At 70.5% G+C, this 15,975-nt stretch carries 16 protein-coding genes; 8 read left to right on the top strand and 8 right to left on the bottom strand.

Annotated elements, in window-relative coordinates:
- The first annotated feature begins 18 nt into the window (after nt 1-18).
- From ACWPOB_RS08460 to ACWPOB_RS08450, 3 genes are read left to right on the top strand one after another with little or no spacing between them, the layout of a single operon-like run.
- A complete protein-coding gene (locus ACWPOB_RS08460) occupies nt 19-1,299 on the top strand; it encodes a TetR/AcrR family transcriptional regulator (RefSeq protein ID WP_455400537.1) in 1,281 nt (426 codons plus the stop codon).
- Nucleotides 1,296-2,414 carry an NAD(P)-dependent alcohol dehydrogenase gene (locus ACWPOB_RS08455; RefSeq protein ID WP_455400536.1) on the top strand — a complete coding sequence of 373 codons (1,119 nt, stop codon included), beginning with the start codon at nt 1,296-1,298 and terminating at the stop codon, nt 2,412-2,414. Before ACWPOB_RS08460 ends, ACWPOB_RS08455 begins: the two co-directional genes overlap by 4 nt.
- Nucleotides 2,415-2,416: 2 nt before the next feature.
- Complete coding sequence (locus ACWPOB_RS08450) at nt 2,417-2,893, top strand: DUF4334 domain-containing protein (protein WP_455400535.1); 477 nt, start codon at nt 2,417-2,419, stop codon at nt 2,891-2,893.
- Nucleotides 2,894-2,998: 105 nt separating this feature from the next.
- Here ACWPOB_RS08450 and ACWPOB_RS08445 read toward each other — a convergent pair whose 3' ends face one another.
- Nucleotides 2,999-3,682, bottom strand: coding sequence for a GntR family transcriptional regulator (locus ACWPOB_RS08445; protein ID WP_455400534.1), 684 nt, complete (start codon nt 3,680-3,682; stop codon nt 2,999-3,001).
- A 4-nt stretch (nt 3,683-3,686) separates the two neighbouring features.
- Complete coding sequence (locus tag ACWPOB_RS08440) at nt 3,687-4,838, bottom strand: acyl-CoA dehydrogenase family protein (RefSeq protein ID WP_455400533.1); 1,152 nt, start codon at nt 4,836-4,838, stop codon at nt 3,687-3,689.
- A gap of 130 nt (nt 4,839-4,968) precedes the next feature.
- On the opposite strand from ACWPOB_RS08440, the gene ACWPOB_RS08435 reads away from it, so the two are divergent.
- On the top strand, nt 4,969-6,483 hold the full coding sequence (locus ACWPOB_RS08435) for an aldehyde dehydrogenase family protein (RefSeq protein ID WP_455400532.1): 1,515 nt from the start codon (nt 4,969-4,971) through the stop codon (nt 6,481-6,483).
- Nucleotides 6,453-7,463: an oxygenase MpaB family protein gene (locus ACWPOB_RS08430; protein ID WP_006947466.1), complete on the top strand. Its 1,011-nt coding sequence runs from the start codon at nt 6,453-6,455 to the stop codon at nt 7,461-7,463. The genes ACWPOB_RS08435 and ACWPOB_RS08430 overlap by 31 nt, the downstream gene beginning before the upstream one ends.
- 61 nt (nt 7,464-7,524) lie before the next feature.
- Here ACWPOB_RS08430 and ACWPOB_RS08425 read toward each other — a convergent pair whose 3' ends face one another.
- The 4 genes from ACWPOB_RS08425 to ACWPOB_RS08410 all read right to left on the bottom strand — a co-directional run bounded on the left by ACWPOB_RS08425 (nt 7,525) and on the right by ACWPOB_RS08410 (nt 10,616).
- Nucleotides 7,525-9,021 (bottom strand): MFS transporter, encoded by a 1,497-nt coding sequence (locus ACWPOB_RS08425; protein ID WP_455400531.1) that lies wholly within the window; start codon nt 9,019-9,021, stop codon nt 7,525-7,527.
- Between the two features lie 99 nt (nt 9,022-9,120).
- Nucleotides 9,121-9,678, bottom strand: coding sequence for a TetR/AcrR family transcriptional regulator (locus tag ACWPOB_RS08420; RefSeq protein WP_006947463.1), 558 nt, complete (start codon nt 9,676-9,678; stop codon nt 9,121-9,123).
- Nucleotides 9,675-10,283 (bottom strand): recombination mediator RecR, encoded by a 609-nt coding sequence (recR, locus tag ACWPOB_RS08415; protein ID WP_100056836.1) that lies wholly within the window; start codon nt 10,281-10,283, stop codon nt 9,675-9,677. Before recR ends, ACWPOB_RS08420 begins: the two co-directional genes overlap by 4 nt.
- Nucleotides 10,284-10,292: 9 nt before the next feature.
- A complete protein-coding gene (locus ACWPOB_RS08410) occupies nt 10,293-10,616 on the bottom strand; it encodes a YbaB/EbfC family nucleoid-associated protein (protein WP_050034469.1) in 324 nt (107 codons plus the stop codon).
- Nucleotides 10,617-10,705: 89 nt separating this feature from the next.
- Between ACWPOB_RS08410 and ACWPOB_RS08405 the strand changes: the two genes are divergently transcribed.
- Nucleotides 10,706-11,464, top strand: coding sequence for an Rv3717 family N-acetylmuramoyl-L-alanine amidase (locus ACWPOB_RS08405; protein ID WP_100056837.1), 759 nt, complete (start codon nt 10,706-10,708; stop codon nt 11,462-11,464).
- Here ACWPOB_RS08405 and ACWPOB_RS08400 read toward each other — a convergent pair.
- Entirely contained in the window at nt 11,461-11,895 is a 435-nt protein-coding gene (locus ACWPOB_RS08400; RefSeq protein WP_029547133.1) for an SRPBCC family protein, read from the bottom strand. The two genes, ACWPOB_RS08405 and ACWPOB_RS08400, sit on opposite strands and share 4 nt — an antisense overlap.
- Nucleotides 11,896-12,032: 137 nt before the next feature.
- Between ACWPOB_RS08400 and ACWPOB_RS08395 the strand changes: the two genes are divergently transcribed.
- Together ACWPOB_RS08395 and ACWPOB_RS08390 are read left to right on the top strand one after the other, a co-directional pair.
- Nucleotides 12,033-13,466 carry an FAD-binding oxidoreductase gene (locus ACWPOB_RS08395; protein ID WP_100056838.1) on the top strand — a complete coding sequence of 478 codons (1,434 nt, stop codon included), beginning with the start codon at nt 12,033-12,035 and terminating at the stop codon, nt 13,464-13,466.
- Entirely contained in the window at nt 13,463-14,764 is a 1,302-nt protein-coding gene (locus tag ACWPOB_RS08390) for a class I SAM-dependent methyltransferase (protein ID WP_100056839.1), read from the top strand. The genes ACWPOB_RS08395 and ACWPOB_RS08390 overlap by 4 nt, the downstream gene beginning before the upstream one ends.
- 32 nt (nt 14,765-14,796) lie before the next feature.
- Here ACWPOB_RS08390 and ACWPOB_RS08385 read toward each other — a convergent pair whose 3' ends face one another.
- A complete protein-coding gene (locus ACWPOB_RS08385) occupies nt 14,797-15,834 on the bottom strand; it encodes a type IV toxin-antitoxin system AbiEi family antitoxin domain-containing protein (RefSeq protein WP_455400530.1) in 1,038 nt (345 codons plus the stop codon).
- Nucleotides 15,835-15,975: the final 141 nt, after the last annotated feature.

Raw genomic sequence — 15,975 nt, 5'->3', positions numbered from 1 at the left:
GGCATGGATGGAGGTACGGTGGCGGAGCAGACCCGGACCGGTTCGCGGGCGACGCGGACACGGTCGACCGCCCGCACGTCGACCGAGGCGGCACCGGCTCCGCGACGGCGGCCGAAGGACCGCAAGGCCCAGATCGCTGCGGTCGCCGCGGAAGCGTTCAGCGAACGGGGTTACCACGGCGTCGGGATCGACGAGATCGCCGCCGCGGTCGGCATTTCCGGCCCCGCCCTCTATCGGCACTTCCCCAACAAGTACGCGCTGTTCCGGGACGCCGCGCTGAGCCTGGGCACGACGCTCGGCACGGCCGTCGCCGAGGCGGACGAAGACGCGGTGGACGATCCCGCCGAGCGGCTCGACCGGCTGCTGCTCGCCGCGATCCGCACCACCGTCGAGTGCCGCCGCACCGCCGGGCTCTACCGGTGGGAGAACCGCTATCTGACGGCCGAGGACCGGAGCGAGGTCCGCAGCGTGATCTGGGGCGTCAACCGCCGCGTCGGCGCCGCCCTGGCCGCACTGCGCCCGGACCTGCCGGAGCCGGACAACGTGTTGCTCAGCGCCGCCATGCTCAGCGTCGTCGGCAGCATCACCGCCCATCGGGCGCCGCTGTCCAACCGCCGGATCGAGCGGTTGCTGCTGGACGCGTGCCGGTCGGTGGCCGCGGTCCGGCTCGAGGTGGCCGGCCCGTCGCGCGCCGCGGCCGTCCGGCCCCCCGGCCTCGCCGTCGCCAACAAACGCGAGGTGCTGCTGCACGAGGCGATCCTGCTGTTCCACGCCCGCGGGTACCACGACGTGAGCATCGAGGAGATCGGCGCCGCGGCCGGCATCAACGCCTCCGGGGTCTACCGGCACTTCGCGAGCAAGTCCGACCTGCTCGCCGCGGCCTTCCACCGGGCCGCGGACCGGCTCTCCGTCGCCGTGAACACCGCGCTGGCCGACTCCACGTCTCCGGCCGAGGCGCTGCGCGCCCTCACCGACGTGTACGTCCGGTTGTCCTTCGCCCAGAGCGAGCTGATGTCGGTGTACTTCACGGAGATCGGCAGCCTGCCCGCCGCGCACCGCACCGACCTGCGCAACATCCAGCGGCTCAACGTCGAGGAGTGGGCCCGTCTACTCGCCGACGTACGGCCGGGCCTGTCCGCGGTCGAGTGCCGATTCCTGGTCCATGCCGCGCTGAACCTCGTGCTCGACATAGGCCGGCTGATGCACTTCGAACCCACCCCGTCCAACGAGAGCCGGGTGCAGCAACTGATGCTGGTCACCCTCCTCGGCAACAGCGCCCCGCGGGAGGCGAACTCGTGACGCACACGGCCACCGCGGCGGTGCTGCGCGACTACGGGACGACGCCGCGGGCGGAGCCGATCGAGTTGCCGCCGCTGCGGCCCGACGAGGTCCTCGTCCGGATCGGTGGCGTCGGCATCTGCCACACCGATCTCACCGCCGCCGCCGGCGGGGTCCCGATCCCGCTGCCGGCCGTCCTCGGACACGAGGGTGCGGGCACCGTCGTCGAGATCGGCCCCGACGTCACCGATCTCGCCGTCGGCGACCCGGTGGTGCTCGGATTCGACTCGTGCCGCACGTGCCGCAACTGCGCGCGCGGCCGCCCGGCCTACTGCACCCGCTTCGCCCCGCTCAACTACGGCGGCCGTCGCCCGGACGGCTCGACCACCCTGTGCGACGCGTCGGGGGTTCCCCTGCACGGGAACTGGTTCGGACAGTCGTCGTTCGCGTCCCTCGCGATCGCCACCGAACGCAACGCCGTGCGCCTGCCGGACGACGTTCCGCTCGCCCCGGCCGGACCGCTGGGCTGCGGGTTGCAGACCGGTGCCGGAGCGGTGCTGCGGGTCCTGCGGCCCGAACCCGGCTCGTCGATCGCCGTGTTCGGTCTCGGCGCGGTCGGCATGGCCGCCGTCATGGCCGCCCGGATCGCCGGGTGCGGCACCGTCGTCGGCGTCGACCCGAACCCGCGGCGGCACGCGCTCGCCCGCGAGCTCGGTGCGACGGAGACACTGAACCCCGACGAGCACCCCGACCCCGGCCGGCGGATCCGCGAGATCACCGGTGGGGGCGTCGATCACGCCGTCGAAGCCGTCGGTACCGAAGCGGTGATCCGGCAGGCACTGGCCTCGCTCACGATCCCCGGAACCTGTGCCACGCTGGGACTGCGCGCCAGCCGGAATCCGGTCACCGTCGACCAGACGCATCTGCTCAACGGGCGCACCCTCACCGGGGTGATCGAGGGGGACGCCGACCCGCACGTGTTCCTCCCCGAACTCGTCCGCCTGTGGCAGCAGGGCTCGTTCCCGGTGGAGAAACTGATCCGCACCTTCCCGTTCGAACGATTCGACGAGGCGCTCGCCGCCGTCCGGGCCGGCGACGTCGTCAAGGCCGTACTCACCTTCGACCCTCAGGAGTGACCATGACCGTGGCCGACGAACTGGCCGCACTGCGCAGCCGGACCGACGTGATCTCACCGCGCGAACTCGACGCCCTGTGGGCGCGTCTGGAGCCCGCCCGCCTCGACGATCTCGTCGGATACCGCTGGCGCGGATTCAGTTTCGACACCGGCCACCGGACCCACACCCTCCTCGGCCGGGCCCGGTGGTACGGCAAGCAGTTCGCCGCCGCCGACGACGTGCAGCCGCTGCTGTGCTACAACGCGAACGGGGAACTCTTCTCCGACGTCGACACCGGGCGCGGCGAGGCGAGCCTGTGGGAGATCCGCTTCCGCGGCGAGGTCACCGCCACGATGGTCTACGACGGCATGCCCGTGTTCGACCACTTCAAGAAGGCCGACGACGACACGCTCGTCGGGGTCATGAACGGCAAGGGCAAGCTCGTCTTCGACGCGGGCGAGCACTACTGGTTCGGCCTCGAACGCGACGTCGCGCTGTAGCCCCGATGCCGTTGGCAGCGGCCGAATGTCACATTCCTTCGGTCTGATCGAAGGAATGTGACATTCGGCCCTCACCACCACCACCACCGCCACCCGGGGTGCGGGTCAGCTGCGAGGTGCGATCCGGTCCAGGTGGGCCAGCAACCGGGCCACCGCGTCGTCGAACTGCACCTCGGTCTGCGCGATCACCTCGGCGCGGTCCCCCCTGCGGAACGCGTCGATCAGCCGGGCGTGCGACGCGACAGCGAGCCGGCCCCATTCCGGGTCCGCCGCGTAGAGCCGGTACGGGGTGTAGCGCGCCGCACTGTAGAGAAACCAGGCGAGCTTCGGGCTGGCCGCGATCCGGTTCAGGTCCCGGTGGAACTCGAACTCCGCGTCGGCGATCCGCTGCGCCTCTCCGGACTCGACGGCCAGGCACAGCGCATCGTTCAGGGCGCTCAACCGCTCGAGGTCCGCGGGTTCCGCGGAGCGCAGCGCGCGCAGGGCCAGCTCCACCGCGATCTGCTTCTGCAGCCAGAAGATGTCGGCCACGTCGCCCCGGTCGAGCGGCGAGACGACGTAGCCGCGGTTGGGTACCGACTGCACCAAGCCCTCGCCGCGCAGCGTCAGCAGCGCCTCCCGGACCGGGGTGACGCTGACCCCGAGTTCGGCGGCGGTCTCGTCGAGCCGCACGAAGTCGCCGGGCCGCAGCGCTCCGGAGATGATGAGCCCGCGCAGGTGGGTCGCGACCTCCTCGGAGAGCTGGGGCCGTCGCCGCAGCCCGCGCGACGCTCGGGTCGGTGCCGTCATCGGTCTACAGCCCGTAGCTCTTGCCGATGATGTCGCGCTGGATCTCGTTGGTGCCGCCGAAGATCGTCGACACGATCGTCCTGCGCACGTGGTGTTCCATGTCGAACTCGGTGGCGTACCCGTAGCCGCCCATCATCTGCATGCCTTCGAGGGCGGTCTTCTTCGCGACCTCGGTGGCCTTGAGCTTGACCATGGACGCCTCGCGCGGGAACAGCTTGCCCGGGTTGGCGTCGACGAGGCGCGCGACGCGGTACACCAGCAGCCGGGTGGCCTCGATCTCGGTGGCCAGGTCCGCGACCCGGTGGCGGATCGCCTGGAACGTGCCGACCGGGCGGCCGAACTGCTTGCGTTCGGTGACGAACTGCAGGGCGTCGTCGAAGGCGCGCTGCGCGGTGCCGAGCATCATCGCGGCCAGGATGAGCCGCTCGGTGTTCAGTCCGGCCATCAGCTGGGTCCAGCCGTTGCCGACCTCGCCGACGACGGCGTCCTCCGGCAGGTGCACGTCGGTGAGGTAGAGGTCGTTGACCTCCTTGCCGCCCATCGTGTCGATGCCGCTGATCTTCAGGCCCGGCGTGCCGGCCGGCAGATGGAACATGGTCAGGCCCTGGTGCTTGGCGCCGCTGCGGTCGGTGCGGGCGACGAGCAGGATGTTGTCGGCGAAGTGCGCGTTGGAGCACCAGGTCTTCTGGCCGTTGATCAGCCAACCGTCGTCGACCTTCTCGGCGCGGCAGGTCAGGGCGCCGACGTCGGAACCGGCCTCGGGCTCGGACATGGAAATGGACTGGGACCGGCCCTCGACGATGCCGCCGAGCACGGTCTCCTTCTGCGCTTGCGTGCCGAACTTCTCGTAGGCGGCGCCGGTGATGAGGGTGGGGCCGATGCCGCCGATGGGGGCCATGCCACGCGTGGTCTGCTCGAGCAGGATGCACAGGTCGACCGTGCTGCCGGCGGATCCACCAAACTCCTCGGGGACGGTCACGCCGAGCCAGCCGAGGGCGGCCATCTTCTGGTACAGCTCCTGGCTGTGACTGTGCGTGCCGTGGTCGGTGAGGGCGTCGCGCTGGGCGCGGGTGCCTACCTCCCGGCGGCAGAAGTCGGCGACGGCAGCCGCGAAGTCCTGCTGCTCCGGGGTGAGCTCGGCGAGGTTGGTGTGCATGGGATCGGCCTCCTGGCCTGGACAAGTAGTGGGGGGTTGTCGACGCCGGGCGCGCCGCCTAGTGTGAGATCCACGACAGTGAATCACATCAAATATATTTGATGCGACCCAGTGAAGGAAGCGTCACTCCATGACCCAGGACCTCAGCACCACCGACACGCCGTCGCCCGTTCCCCCGTCCGCCACCTTCGCCAGCCTCGACCCGCGCGACGGTTCCGTCCTCGCCGAGTACCCGATCGCCGACGCCACCGACGTGGCCGCCGCCGTCGACCGCGCCCGGTCGGCCGCCCGCTGGTGGGCCACCCAGGGCTTCCGCGGCCGCCGGGACTGGCTGCTCGAGTTCAAGAAGGCCGTCGCCGCCGACGCCGAGTCCCTCGCGGCCCTCGTCTCCGCCGAGACCGGCAAGCCGCGCGGCGACGCCTTCCTCGAGGTGATGCTCGCGATCGAGCACCTCGACTGGGCCGCCCGCAACGCCAGGAAGGTGCTGCGCCCGCGCAGGGTGCCGTCCGGCCTGGCCAGCGCCAACCAGCAAGCCACCCTCGAGTACCAGCCGCTCGGCGTCATCGGCGTCATCGGGCCGTGGAACTACCCGGTCTACACCCCGATGGGTTCGATCTCCTACGCCCTCGCCGCCGGCAACGCCGTCGTGTTCAAGCCGTCCGAACTGACCCCGGGCGTGGGCAGGTGGCTCGAGCAGAAGTGGAACGCGCTCGCTCCCACGCAGCCGGTGTTCCAGGTGATCACCGGCCTCGGCGAGACCGGTGCGGCACTCGCCCGCTCCGGTGTCGACAAGATCGCCTTCACCGGCTCCGGCGCGACCGCCCGCAAGGTCATGGCCGTGTGCGCCGAGACCCTCACCCCGCTCGTCGCCGAGTGCGGCGGCAAGGACGCGATGATCGTCGCCGAGGACGCCGACCTCGACAAGGCCGTGGAGATGGCCGCGTTCGGCGCGTTCGGGAATGCGGGCCAGACCTGCGCCGGCGTCGAACGCATCTACGTCGTCGAGCCGGTCTACCGGCAGTTCCTCGACAAGCTCACCGCCACTATCGAGCGGGTGCGCCCCGGCGGCACCGACGATGCCAGCTACGGCCCGATGACGCTGCCCCGGCAGATCGACGTCGTGCGCGGCCAGATCGACGACGCGCTCGATCACGGCGCCGAGGCCGTCGTCGGCGGCCGCGAGTCGGTGCACGACCGCTACGTCGATCCGGTGATCCTCACCGACGTGCCGGAGCGGTCCTCCGCGGTGTGCGAGGAGACCTTCGGCCCGACGGTGGTGGTCAACAAGGTGCGCGATCTCGACGAGGCCGTCGAGCGCGCCAACGCCACCGACTACGGCCTCGGCGCGTCGGTCTTCACCGAGGACCGCTCCCGCGGCCGCAAGATCGCCGACCGATTGCGCACCGGCATGGTGTCGGTGAACTCGGTGCTCGGCTTCGCCGGCATCCCCTCGCTGCCGTTCGGCGGCATCGGCGAATCCGGGTTCGGCCGTATCCACGGCGCCGACGGCCTGCGCGAATTCAGCCGGCCCAAGTCGGTGACCGTCGAGAGGTTCCGGGCCCCGCTGAACCTGCTCACGCTCGAGCGCACCGCGCGGGACATGAAGATCGCCGCGTGGATGCTCAAGACCCGGCACGGGCGGTGACACCGATGACGTCGACCTCCCCCGACCGCACCCAGGAACGCACGCGCGGCGCGTCCGTCGCCGCCCGCCCCGACGCCCGGACGGAGAAGGCCACGACCTTCCCGGCGCCGAACCGGGACCCGCACGCCGGGCTCGGCCGGTTCGGCTGGCTGAAGGTGATCGAGGGCCTGGACCCGGTGACCCACCATCAGGACATCCTGCGGATCACCGCGGGCTACGAGTTCCCGTGGGACTACCAGCGGTCGCTCGAGTTCGCGCTGTTCCGTACCTACTGCGTGCCGAGCATCTCCGCGCTGCTGGCCCGCACCGGCGAGTTCGAGCACCGCCCGCAGAAACGCTACGACGACACCGCGATCCTGATGTCCGAGCTCGTCGAGCACGGCTACGACTCCGATCGGGGCCGCGAGTCGCTGCGCAACGTCAACCGGATGCACGGCAGGTACTCGATCGACAACGACGACATGCTCTACGTGCTCTCGACGTTCGTCTACGACCCGATCGACTGGATCGACCGCTACGGCTGGCGGCGGCTGCACCCGCACGAGCGCCTCGCGTCGTTCCACTTCTACCGGCAGGTGGGAATCCGGATGGGCATCAAGGACATTCCGGAGTCCTACCAGGAGTTCCAGCGGTTCAAGCTGGACTACGAGGACGAGCACTTCACGTACAGCGACGACAACCACCGCATCGGCACCTACACCCTGCGGCTGTTCCAGTCGTGGTATCCGAAAGCGCTCGCACCCGCCGTCGCCACCGCGGTGTACGCGCTGATCGACGAGCGGATGGCCGCGGCGTTCGGGTTCCCGCAGGGCTCTGCGCGGGTCCGGGCGGTCGCGGAGGCCGCGCTGCGCGCCCGGTCCGCGGTGGTGCGCCGGCTGCCCAAGCGACGGCTCTCGCGGGCGGCGAGCAACCCCAACAACCGCACCTATCCGGGGTATCCGGAGGGCTACCGCCCCCGGGATCTCGGCGTGGGGTACTGATCCGGGGGGGAGGGGAGGGCGCCGGCCCGCCCGCCCGGGAGGGGCGGCGGGCCGGCGTGCGTCACCCGGCGGGCACCTCGGCGACGTGCTCGACAGGACGCCGGTTCGCCGCCGGCAGGGCGAGCGCGGCGACGAACACCACCACCGCGCACGCGGCGCACACCAGGTAGGCGATCGAGAATCCCGCCGTGGTGATGCCCCCGTTCGACAGATGCGCCGCGAGAACGGTCGCGACCACCGCGCTGCACACGGTGCTGCCCGTGGTGCGCAGCAGCACGTTGACACCGTTCGCCGCGGCGGTCTGCTCCAGCGGGACCGCACCCATGATGAGCACCGGCAGCGTGCAGTACACGAGGGTGGTGCCGATGGCGGCGACGCCGAGCGCCACCACCACCGACCACAGCGGCTTGTCCGGCACCGCATGCAGCGAGTATCCGCACAGCAGGAACAGTGCGCCGGCCAGCATGGGGACCTTCGTTCCCCACCGGTCGGACAGCCGCGCCGCGACGAGGGAGAACGACATCATCGCGAAGCTCGCCGGCAGCTGGCACAGGGCCGCGAGCAGGATCGGCAGCCCGTAACCGGCGCCGCGGTCCGGGTCGGCCTGCAGCAGCTGCGTGGTGATGAGGGTGTTGCCGTAGAACGCGAACCCGACCAGCAGGGCGGCCAGGTGCGGCATCAGGACGGTGCGCCGCGCCGAGACCCGCAGATCCACGAGCGGGTTGCGGTTGCGCAACTGCTGCAAGCCCCACAGTCCGAACAGGACCACGGCGGCGGCGAACATCGACAGCACGGCCGGGCTGGTCCAGCCCCAGGTGCTGCCCTGTGTGATCGGGACGAGCAGGCTCACCAGCGCGGCGGTCAGGCCGACCGCGCCGACGCCGTCGAACCGGCCGCCGGTGCGGGTGCGGGACTCCCTGATGAACACCGCGGCCGCGGTCATCACCGCCGCTCCGATCGCGGTGGTGACCCAGAACAGCACGTGCCAGTCCGCGAACTGGACGATGGCCGCGGCGAACGGGATGCCCAGGGCGGTGCCCAGCCCGAGCGTGGAGCTGAGCAGGGCGATTGCCCGTCCGATCCGTTCCCTGGGCAGTTCCTCGCGCAGGATCGACATGCCGATCGGGATGATCGCGGCGCCCGCGCCCTGCAGGCCGCGGGCGGTGATGAGCACCGCGATGTTCGAACTGATCGCGCACAGCAGCGACCCGACGGTCATCAGGACCAGGGCGACGAGCAGCATGCGCTTCTTGCCGATCATGTCGGCGAGCCGCCCGAAGATCGGGGTCATCACGGCCCCGACGAGCAGCGTGGTCGTCACCAGCCACGACACGGCCGTGGTGTCGGCACCCGTCAGGGCCGGCATGCTCGGCAGCAGCGGCACCATGACCGTCTGCATGATGGCCTGGAAGATCGCCCCGACCGCGAGGATCGGGAAGACGAAACGCGACGGCCGGGGCGCGACGGCCGTTCCCGACCCGCCGGCGGACGCCGCGGCGAGGGGCCGGGCCGGGCGGGACCCGCGCAGCCGGAGGGGGTGGGTGGACACGTACGCCATCGGTCCTCCTCCGCGTGGGGTGAATAATTGTTTACTAGGCTAAGTGAATAGCCGTTTACCCCGCAACAGAGGTGACCCGCGTCTCACCCCGACCGTCTGTCACTCCGCCCCGTCGAGCAGCTCCTGCACCAGCGGCGCGTACCGCGCCACCACGTCCGGCACCGAACCGGTGGCCCGCTCCCCCAGCATCCGGCGCCGCATGATCGCCAGCCCCATCACCATCGACATCGCCAGCTCCGCGCGCAGCCGCGCGTCCGGACCGGGCAACCGCGCGGCGAGCGCGTCGATCATCTGCTTGGAGTAGTTCTCCCGGAGCGTGCGGTTGCTCTCCTCGCTCGCCCCGCTCATGAACAGGATGTTCATCGAGAGCGGCTTGTACGGCTCGAGCGGCCGGGCCAGCATCGAGACCATCCGCTCCCCCAGCTCCCCGAGCGGGCCGTCGAACAGCACCCGCGCCGCCTCCTGGAAGTCGACCAGGGCGTCGAACAGCTGCTCCTTGGAGCCGAAGTACTTGATGATCAGCGGCGCGCTGACCCCGGCGTCCTCGGCGATGTCCTTGAGGGTGATCTCGCGGTACGGGCGCGTCGCGAACGCCATGCCCGCCGCGTCGAGGATCCGGCGGCGCGTCTGCTCCCCGGTGCGCCTCGGCGCCGTCACAGTGTGCGTCGACCCGAGAGCGCCCGGCCGAGGGTCAGCTCGTCGGCGAACTCGAGGTCGCCGCCCATGGGCAGACCGGACGCCAGCCGCGTCACCGTCAGGCCGGGGAAGTCCCGCAGCATCCGCACGAGGTACGTCGCGGTGGCCTCGCCCTCCGTGTTGGGGTCCGTCGCGATGATCACCTCGGTGACGTCGACGCCGTCCTCCTGGTTGCCGATGCGGGTGAGCAGCTCGCGGATCCGCAGCTGGTCCGGCCCGATGCCGCTGAGCGGATCGAGCGCGCCGCCGAGCACGTGGTAGCGGCCCCGGAACTCGCGGGTGCGCTCGATGGCCTGCACGTCCTTCGGCTCCTCGACCACACAGATCTGGGTGCGGTCCCGGCGCGGATCGGAACAGATCCGGCAACGCTCCTGATCCGACACCGTGCCGCACATCTCGCAGAACCGGACGCCGTCGCGCACCTGCTGCAGGGCCGCCTGCAGCCGGTCGATCTCCGGCGGCTCGAGCGACAACAGGTGGAACGCGATGCGCTGGGCGCTCTTCGGACCGATGCCCGGCAGCTTGCCGAGCTCGTCGATCAGGTCCTGGACCGGTCCCTCGTACACGTGACTCCTCTAGAAGCCGGGCAGGCCGGGGATGCCGCCGCCCAGCCCGCCGGCCAGTGGGCCGAGCTTCTCGGAGGCGATCTCCTGCGCCTTCGCCGACGCGTCGGCGATCGCGCCGATCACCAGGTCCTGCAGCGTCTCCACGTCCTCGGGATCCACGACCTTCGGGTCGATGTGCAGGCCGACGACCTCGCCGGTCCCCTTCACCGTCGCCGTCACCAGGCCGCCACCGGCCTGGCCGGTCACCTCCGCCTGCGCCATCTCCGCCTGGGCGGCCATCAGCTGCTGCTGCATCTGCTGCGCCTGTGCCAGGAGCTGCTGCATGTCGGGCATTCCACCGGGTTCCAAGGCATGTCCTTTCGCGGGATTTCGCAACCGGGATTTCGCAACTCAGGGTAGTCCGTCCCCGGTACCGTGACGGCATGCGCGTGCGTGGACTGTCCCGCCGGATCACCGTCGCCGCCACCTGCGTGCTGGCCCTGTCCCTGCCGGGACTGCCCGCGACCGCGAACCAGGACCTGCCGCTGGCCGGGCGCACCGTCTTCCTCGATCCCGGCCACAACGGCGCCAACGACGCGAGCATCGCCACCCAGGTGCCCACCGGCCGCGGCGGCACCAAGACCTGCCAGACCACCGGCACCAGCACCGACTCCGGCTACGCGGAGCACACCTTCAACTGGGACGTGGCCACGCTCGTGCGCGCCGAACTCGAGCGGCTCGGCGCGCACGTGCTGCTCAGCCGGCCCGACGACACGTCCGTCGCCGCCTGCGTGGACCGTCGCGCCGAGGAGGCCAACGCCTCCGGCGCGGACGTCGTGGTCAGCCTGCACGCCGACGGCGGGCCGGCCGACGGCCACGGCTTCCACGTCAACTACTCGGCGCCCCCGCTCAACGAGGTGCAGGCCGGCCCGTCCGTCGCCCTCGCCACCGCCGTGCGCGACGCCCTCGTCGACGCGGGCCTGACCCCGTCCACCTACCTCGGCACCGACGGCCTGCTCGGCCGCGACGATCTGACCGGGCTCAACCTGGCCCGACGGCCGTCCGTGCTGGTCGAGTTCGGCAACATGCGCAACGCGGCGGACGCCGCGACGATGACCGGCCCCGAAGGGCGGCAGCGCTACGCCACCGCCGTCGTCGCCGGGATCGTCGCGTTCGCCGGCGAACCGGCCGAGGCTCTCTAGTCCAGCTCGCGCTTCAGGTTCGCCAGCACCTGCTCCTGGATCTTGCGCAGCCCGAGCGGCGCGAAGGTCTTCTCGAAGAAGCCGCCGATGCCACCCGCGCCCTTCCACTCCGTCAACGTCACCACGGTCGAACCGGTGCCGTTGGGCACCACGCTCCACGTGGTCACCAGGGACGAGTTCGCGTCCCGCTCGGTGATCGTGCTACCCGACACCGCCACTCGCGCCTCGACGTCGCGGGCCCGCTTCTTCGTCGCCTGCAGGATCCAGTGCACGACCGTGCCGTCGCCGCGGCCACCCGAGAGCACCCGGTAGTCGCGGTACTGCTCGGTGAGGATGCGCGGACGCACCGACTCGTAGTCCGCGAGGGCCTCGAGCACCCGCTCCGGCGCTGCGGCGAGCTGAATCGAACTGCTGGCGCTTACCTGTCCCACTGTTCCTCCTGCGTCTCGTGGGCCGCTCACGTCGCGGCCGTCACCGAGTCCCATCCTGCCTGCTGCATCGTCGCGCCCGGCCGGGCCCGCGGGGCTATTGTGAAGATCGCCACCGGCGCGTCGCCCCAGGGAGTCGTATGCAGAAGCCGAAGTCAGTCGTAGCCCCGAGCGGAGAATCCGCCCACCGGGCCGGTGTCGAGCGCCTGTTGCGCTCCTACCGCGCCATCCCAGCCGACGCCCCTGTGCGCCTGGCGAAGAAGACCTCCAACCTGTTCCGGGCCCGGGCCCGGGTGAACGCGCCGGGCCTAGACGTGTCCGGCCTCGGCGGGGTCGTCTCCGTCGACCCCGCCGCGCGCACCGCCGACGTCGCCGGCATGTGCACCTACGAGGATCTGGTCGACGCGACGCTGCCCCACGGCCTCGCGCCCCTCGTGGTGCCGCAGCTGAAGACGATCACCCTCGGCGGGGCGGTCACCGGGCTCGGCATCGAGTCGACCTCCTTCCGCAACGGCCTGCCGCACGAGTCGGTCCTCGAGATGGACATTCTCACCGGGGCCGGCGAGATCGTCACCGCCACTCCCGACGGCGAGCACGCGGACCTGTTCCACGGCTTCCCCAACTCCTACGGCACCCTCGGATACGCGACGCGCCTGCGCATCGAGCTCGAGCCGGTGAAACCATACGTGGCGCTTCGGCACCTGCGGTTCGACTCGCTCGACGAGATGCAGTCCGCCCTCGACCGCATCGCCACCGAACGGGTGCACGCCGGGGTGCCGGTCGACTATCTCGACGGGGTGATGTTCTCCGCGACCGAGTCCTACCTGACCGTCGGCACGCAGACCGACGCACCCGGCCCGGTCAGCGACTACACCGGCGAACACATCTACTACCGCTCCATCCAGCACGCGTCCGTCAACCATCCCAGGACCGACCGTCTCACCATCCGGGACTACCTGTGGCGGTGGGACACCGACTGGTTCTGGTGCTCGCGCGCCTTCGGCGCCCAGAACCCCCGGATCCGGCGGCTGTGGCCGAAGCACCTGCTCCGCAGCAGCTTCTACTGGAAGCTGATCGCCCTCGACCACCGCTACGGCATCGCCGACCGCATCGAGCAGCGCAAGGGCAACCTGCCGCGCGAACGCGTCGTGCAGGACATCGAGGTGCCGATCGAGCGAACCGCGGAGTTCCTGCGCTGGTTCCTCGACGAGATACCGATCGATCCGGTATGGTTGTGCCCCTTGCGGTTACGCGAGAACGGCCCCGCAGCGGGCGATGTCCAGCGCCCGTGGCCCCTGTACCCGCTCGAGCCGAAGCGCACCTACGTCAACATCGGCTTCTGGTCGTCGGTCCCGACCGTTCCCGGCGAGATCGAAGGCGCGGCGAACCGTCGCATCGAACACAAGGTAGCCGAGCTCGACGGACACAAATCGCTGTACTCCGACTCGTACTATTCGCGCGCGGAGTTCGAGCAGCTCTACTACGGCGGCGGGGACTATCCCGCCCTGAAGAAGCGGTACGATCCCGAATCCCGTTTGCTGGACCTCTTCTCGAAGGCGGTGCACAACAGATGACCACGTTGCGAGAACCACGCACGAACGACGGCCGGCTCACCCTCGCCCAGATCCTCGAGACCGTGACCGGCGGCGAGCTGCCGGTGCGGTTCACCGCGTACGACGGCTCCAGCGCCGGCCCCACGGACGCCCCGTACGGCCTGCGGTTGACCTCGACGCGCGGCACGACCTACCTGGCGACGGCCCCCGGCGACCTCGGGATGGCACGCGCCTACGTCTCCGGCGACCTCGAGGCCGAGGGCGTCCACCCCGGCAACCCGTACGAGCTCCTGAAGGCCCTGGGCGACCTGCACTTCCAGCGCCCGCCGGCGATGACGCTCGCTCAGATCGCGCGCTCGCTGGGCTTGGAGACACTCAAGCCCATCGCGCCGCCCCCGCAGGAGCACCTGCCACGCTGGCGCCGGTTCGCCGAGGGCCTGCGGCACTCGCGCAGCCGCGACGCCGAGGTGATCCACCACCACTACGACGTCTCCAACGCGTTCTACGAGCGCGTCCTCGGGCCCTCCATGACGTACACGTGTGCCCTGTTCGACTCGGAGACGCAGAGCCTCGAGGACGCGCAGGAGAACAAGTACCGCCTCGTCTTCGAGAAGCTGCGGCTGCAGCCCGGGGACCGGCTTCTCGACATCGGCTGCGGCTGGGGCGGGATGGTCCGGTACGCGGCGCGGCACGGGGTCAAGGCGCTCGGCGTCACCCTGTCGCGTGAGCAGGCCGAGTGGGCGCAGAAGGCCATCGTCGAGGAGGGGCTCACCGACCTCGCCGAGGTCCGCTTCTCCGACTACCGCGACGTGCCCGAGACCGGCTTCGACGCGATCTCGTCGATCGGACTGACCGAGCACATCGGCGTGCAGAACTACCCGGCGTACTTCCGGCGGCTGCACGACAAGCTGCGCGAGGGTGGGCTGCTGCTCAACCACTGCATCACCCGCCCGGCCAACCGCGGTCCCGTGAAGGCCGGGGGCTTCATCGACCGGTACGTCTTCCCCGACGGCGAGCTCACCGGCTCGGGCCGCATCATCACCGAGGTCCAGGACGTGGGCTTCGAGGTGCTGCACGAGGAGAATCTGCGCCAGCACTACGCGCTGACCCTGAAGGGCTGGTGCGAGAACCTCGTCGCCGACTGGGACGCCTGCGTCGCCGAGGTCGGCGAGGGCACCGCCCGCGTCTGGGGCCTGTACATGGCCGGCTCCCGCCTCGGCTTCGAACGCAACGTCGTTCAGCTGCACCACGTCCTGGCCGTCAAGCTGGGACCGGACCAGGAGCCGAACGTCCCGCTGCGCCCCTGGTGGGTGGCCTAGGCGGCTCCGCCGCCGTGGTGTCCTTTCGGATCTCAGGCGGTCCGAAAGGACACCACGCAGCTCGGGCATCTCGGTGCTTTCGTCCGCACCCACCCCATCCGCTCCAGCACGGTCGCGATCTCCGCCGCAACCTCGCACGGCGTGCGGTCGACCTCCTGGAATCCGTATACGAGCCGGGCCCTCCCGGCGAGTTCCGCCGCGTTGTCACGACGACGATCCCGGAACGCGACCTCCCGCATCGCGTGCACCCGCCGGCCGTCCAGTCGGACGATCAACTGCCGGCCTGCGACGTCGTACACGCAGTCCTCGTACAGCGTTCGACCGTCGACCGATACCGGACCCTGCCGGTGCGCGCTCGGCAGGGCGTGCGCGACCTCCACGTCGTCGGCGAAGGCGGCCTCGAGCACCGACTGGACACCGTCGGCGAGCAGTGTCACCGCCGAGTCCAACGCCTTGACGTAGCGGTAGGGCCGCCGTTGTTGCATCCGCTTTCGGATCTCCGACAGACGAATGCCACCGTTCGTGACGGTGGCGATCAACGAGGCGTAGCCGTCGGCTGCGGTGGGCGCCGCGGTTGCGAGATCCAGAGCCGTATCGGCCCGCGAGGTACGCGGCGGGTTGGTGTCGACGCCGATGTACGCATGCGCCTTGGACCGATGCACGATCACGCCCGGGTGCAACGGGGCGCCGTGGTTCGGCACGGGTACCGTGCCGGATCGGACCCTGGTGGGCGCTTGCCCTTTCGTGGACAGGCCCCGCGGAACCGTGATGTGCACGGGCCGGATCGGATCGAGCGGAATCATGCCCCACTCCTCGGCGGCGGTGTGATGGCTGAGGATCGTCGCGCCGCCCCCGAACAACACGGCCGCCATGAGAATCATGTCGCGGCTCAACGGCCCGTTCGTGACGGCGTACACGCCCCGGAGTACCCACTGCCACCTCCCCGCCTCGAGATGGCGACGGATCCGTGAACGTGGGTACCCGTGCGGGGTGAGCTGCGCCTGCGTGACCAGGCCGAACTGACGATCGAGAAGCGCCTGGAACTCGGCGGGCAGAGGCGGCGTGACCATGCCCGTAATCTTCGGACACCGGAACGACCACAGCCTGCGGCGAAAGATGTATTCGGCGCAGGCTGTGGATAAATCGTGAGGGTGGGGACAAACCTTCGTGGTGTCCTTTCGGACCGCGTCAGGTCCGAAAGGACACCACGG

It is taken from the genome of Rhodococcus sp. 2H158, from assembly GCF_053764755.1.
The sequence above is the reverse complement of the archived record's forward strand: the minus strand, read 5'-3'. Positions and strand labels throughout refer to the sequence as shown.

Coding starts and splice junctions, on each gene's coding strand:
- ACWPOB_RS08450 (WP_455400535.1), top strand. CDS start 2,417: ATGACCGTGGCCGACGAACTGGCCGCACTGCGCAGCCGGACCGACGTG.
- ACWPOB_RS08405 (WP_100056837.1), top strand. CDS start 10,706: ATGCGCGTGCGTGGACTGTCCCGCCGGATCACCGTCGCCGCCACCTGC.
- ACWPOB_RS08445 (WP_455400534.1), bottom strand. CDS start 3,682: ATGACGGCACCGACCCGAGCGTCGCGCGGGCTGCGGCGACGGCCCCAG.
- ACWPOB_RS08385 (WP_455400530.1), bottom strand. CDS start 15,834: ATGGTCACGCCGCCTCTGCCCGCCGAGTTCCAGGCGCTTCTCGATCGT.
- ACWPOB_RS08390 (WP_100056839.1), top strand. CDS start 13,463: ATGACCACGTTGCGAGAACCACGCACGAACGACGGCCGGCTCACCCTC.
- ACWPOB_RS08440 (WP_455400533.1), bottom strand. CDS start 4,838: ATGCACACCAACCTCGCCGAGCTCACCCCGGAGCAGCAGGACTTCGCG.
- ACWPOB_RS08435 (WP_455400532.1), top strand. CDS start 4,969: ATGACCCAGGACCTCAGCACCACCGACACGCCGTCGCCCGTTCCCCCG.
- ACWPOB_RS08425 (WP_455400531.1), bottom strand. CDS start 9,021: ATGGCGTACGTGTCCACCCACCCCCTCCGGCTGCGCGGGTCCCGCCCG.
- ACWPOB_RS08410 (WP_050034469.1), bottom strand. CDS start 10,616: ATGCCCGACATGCAGCAGCTCCTGGCACAGGCGCAGCAGATGCAGCAG.
- ACWPOB_RS08395 (WP_100056838.1), top strand. CDS start 12,033: ATGCAGAAGCCGAAGTCAGTCGTAGCCCCGAGCGGAGAATCCGCCCAC.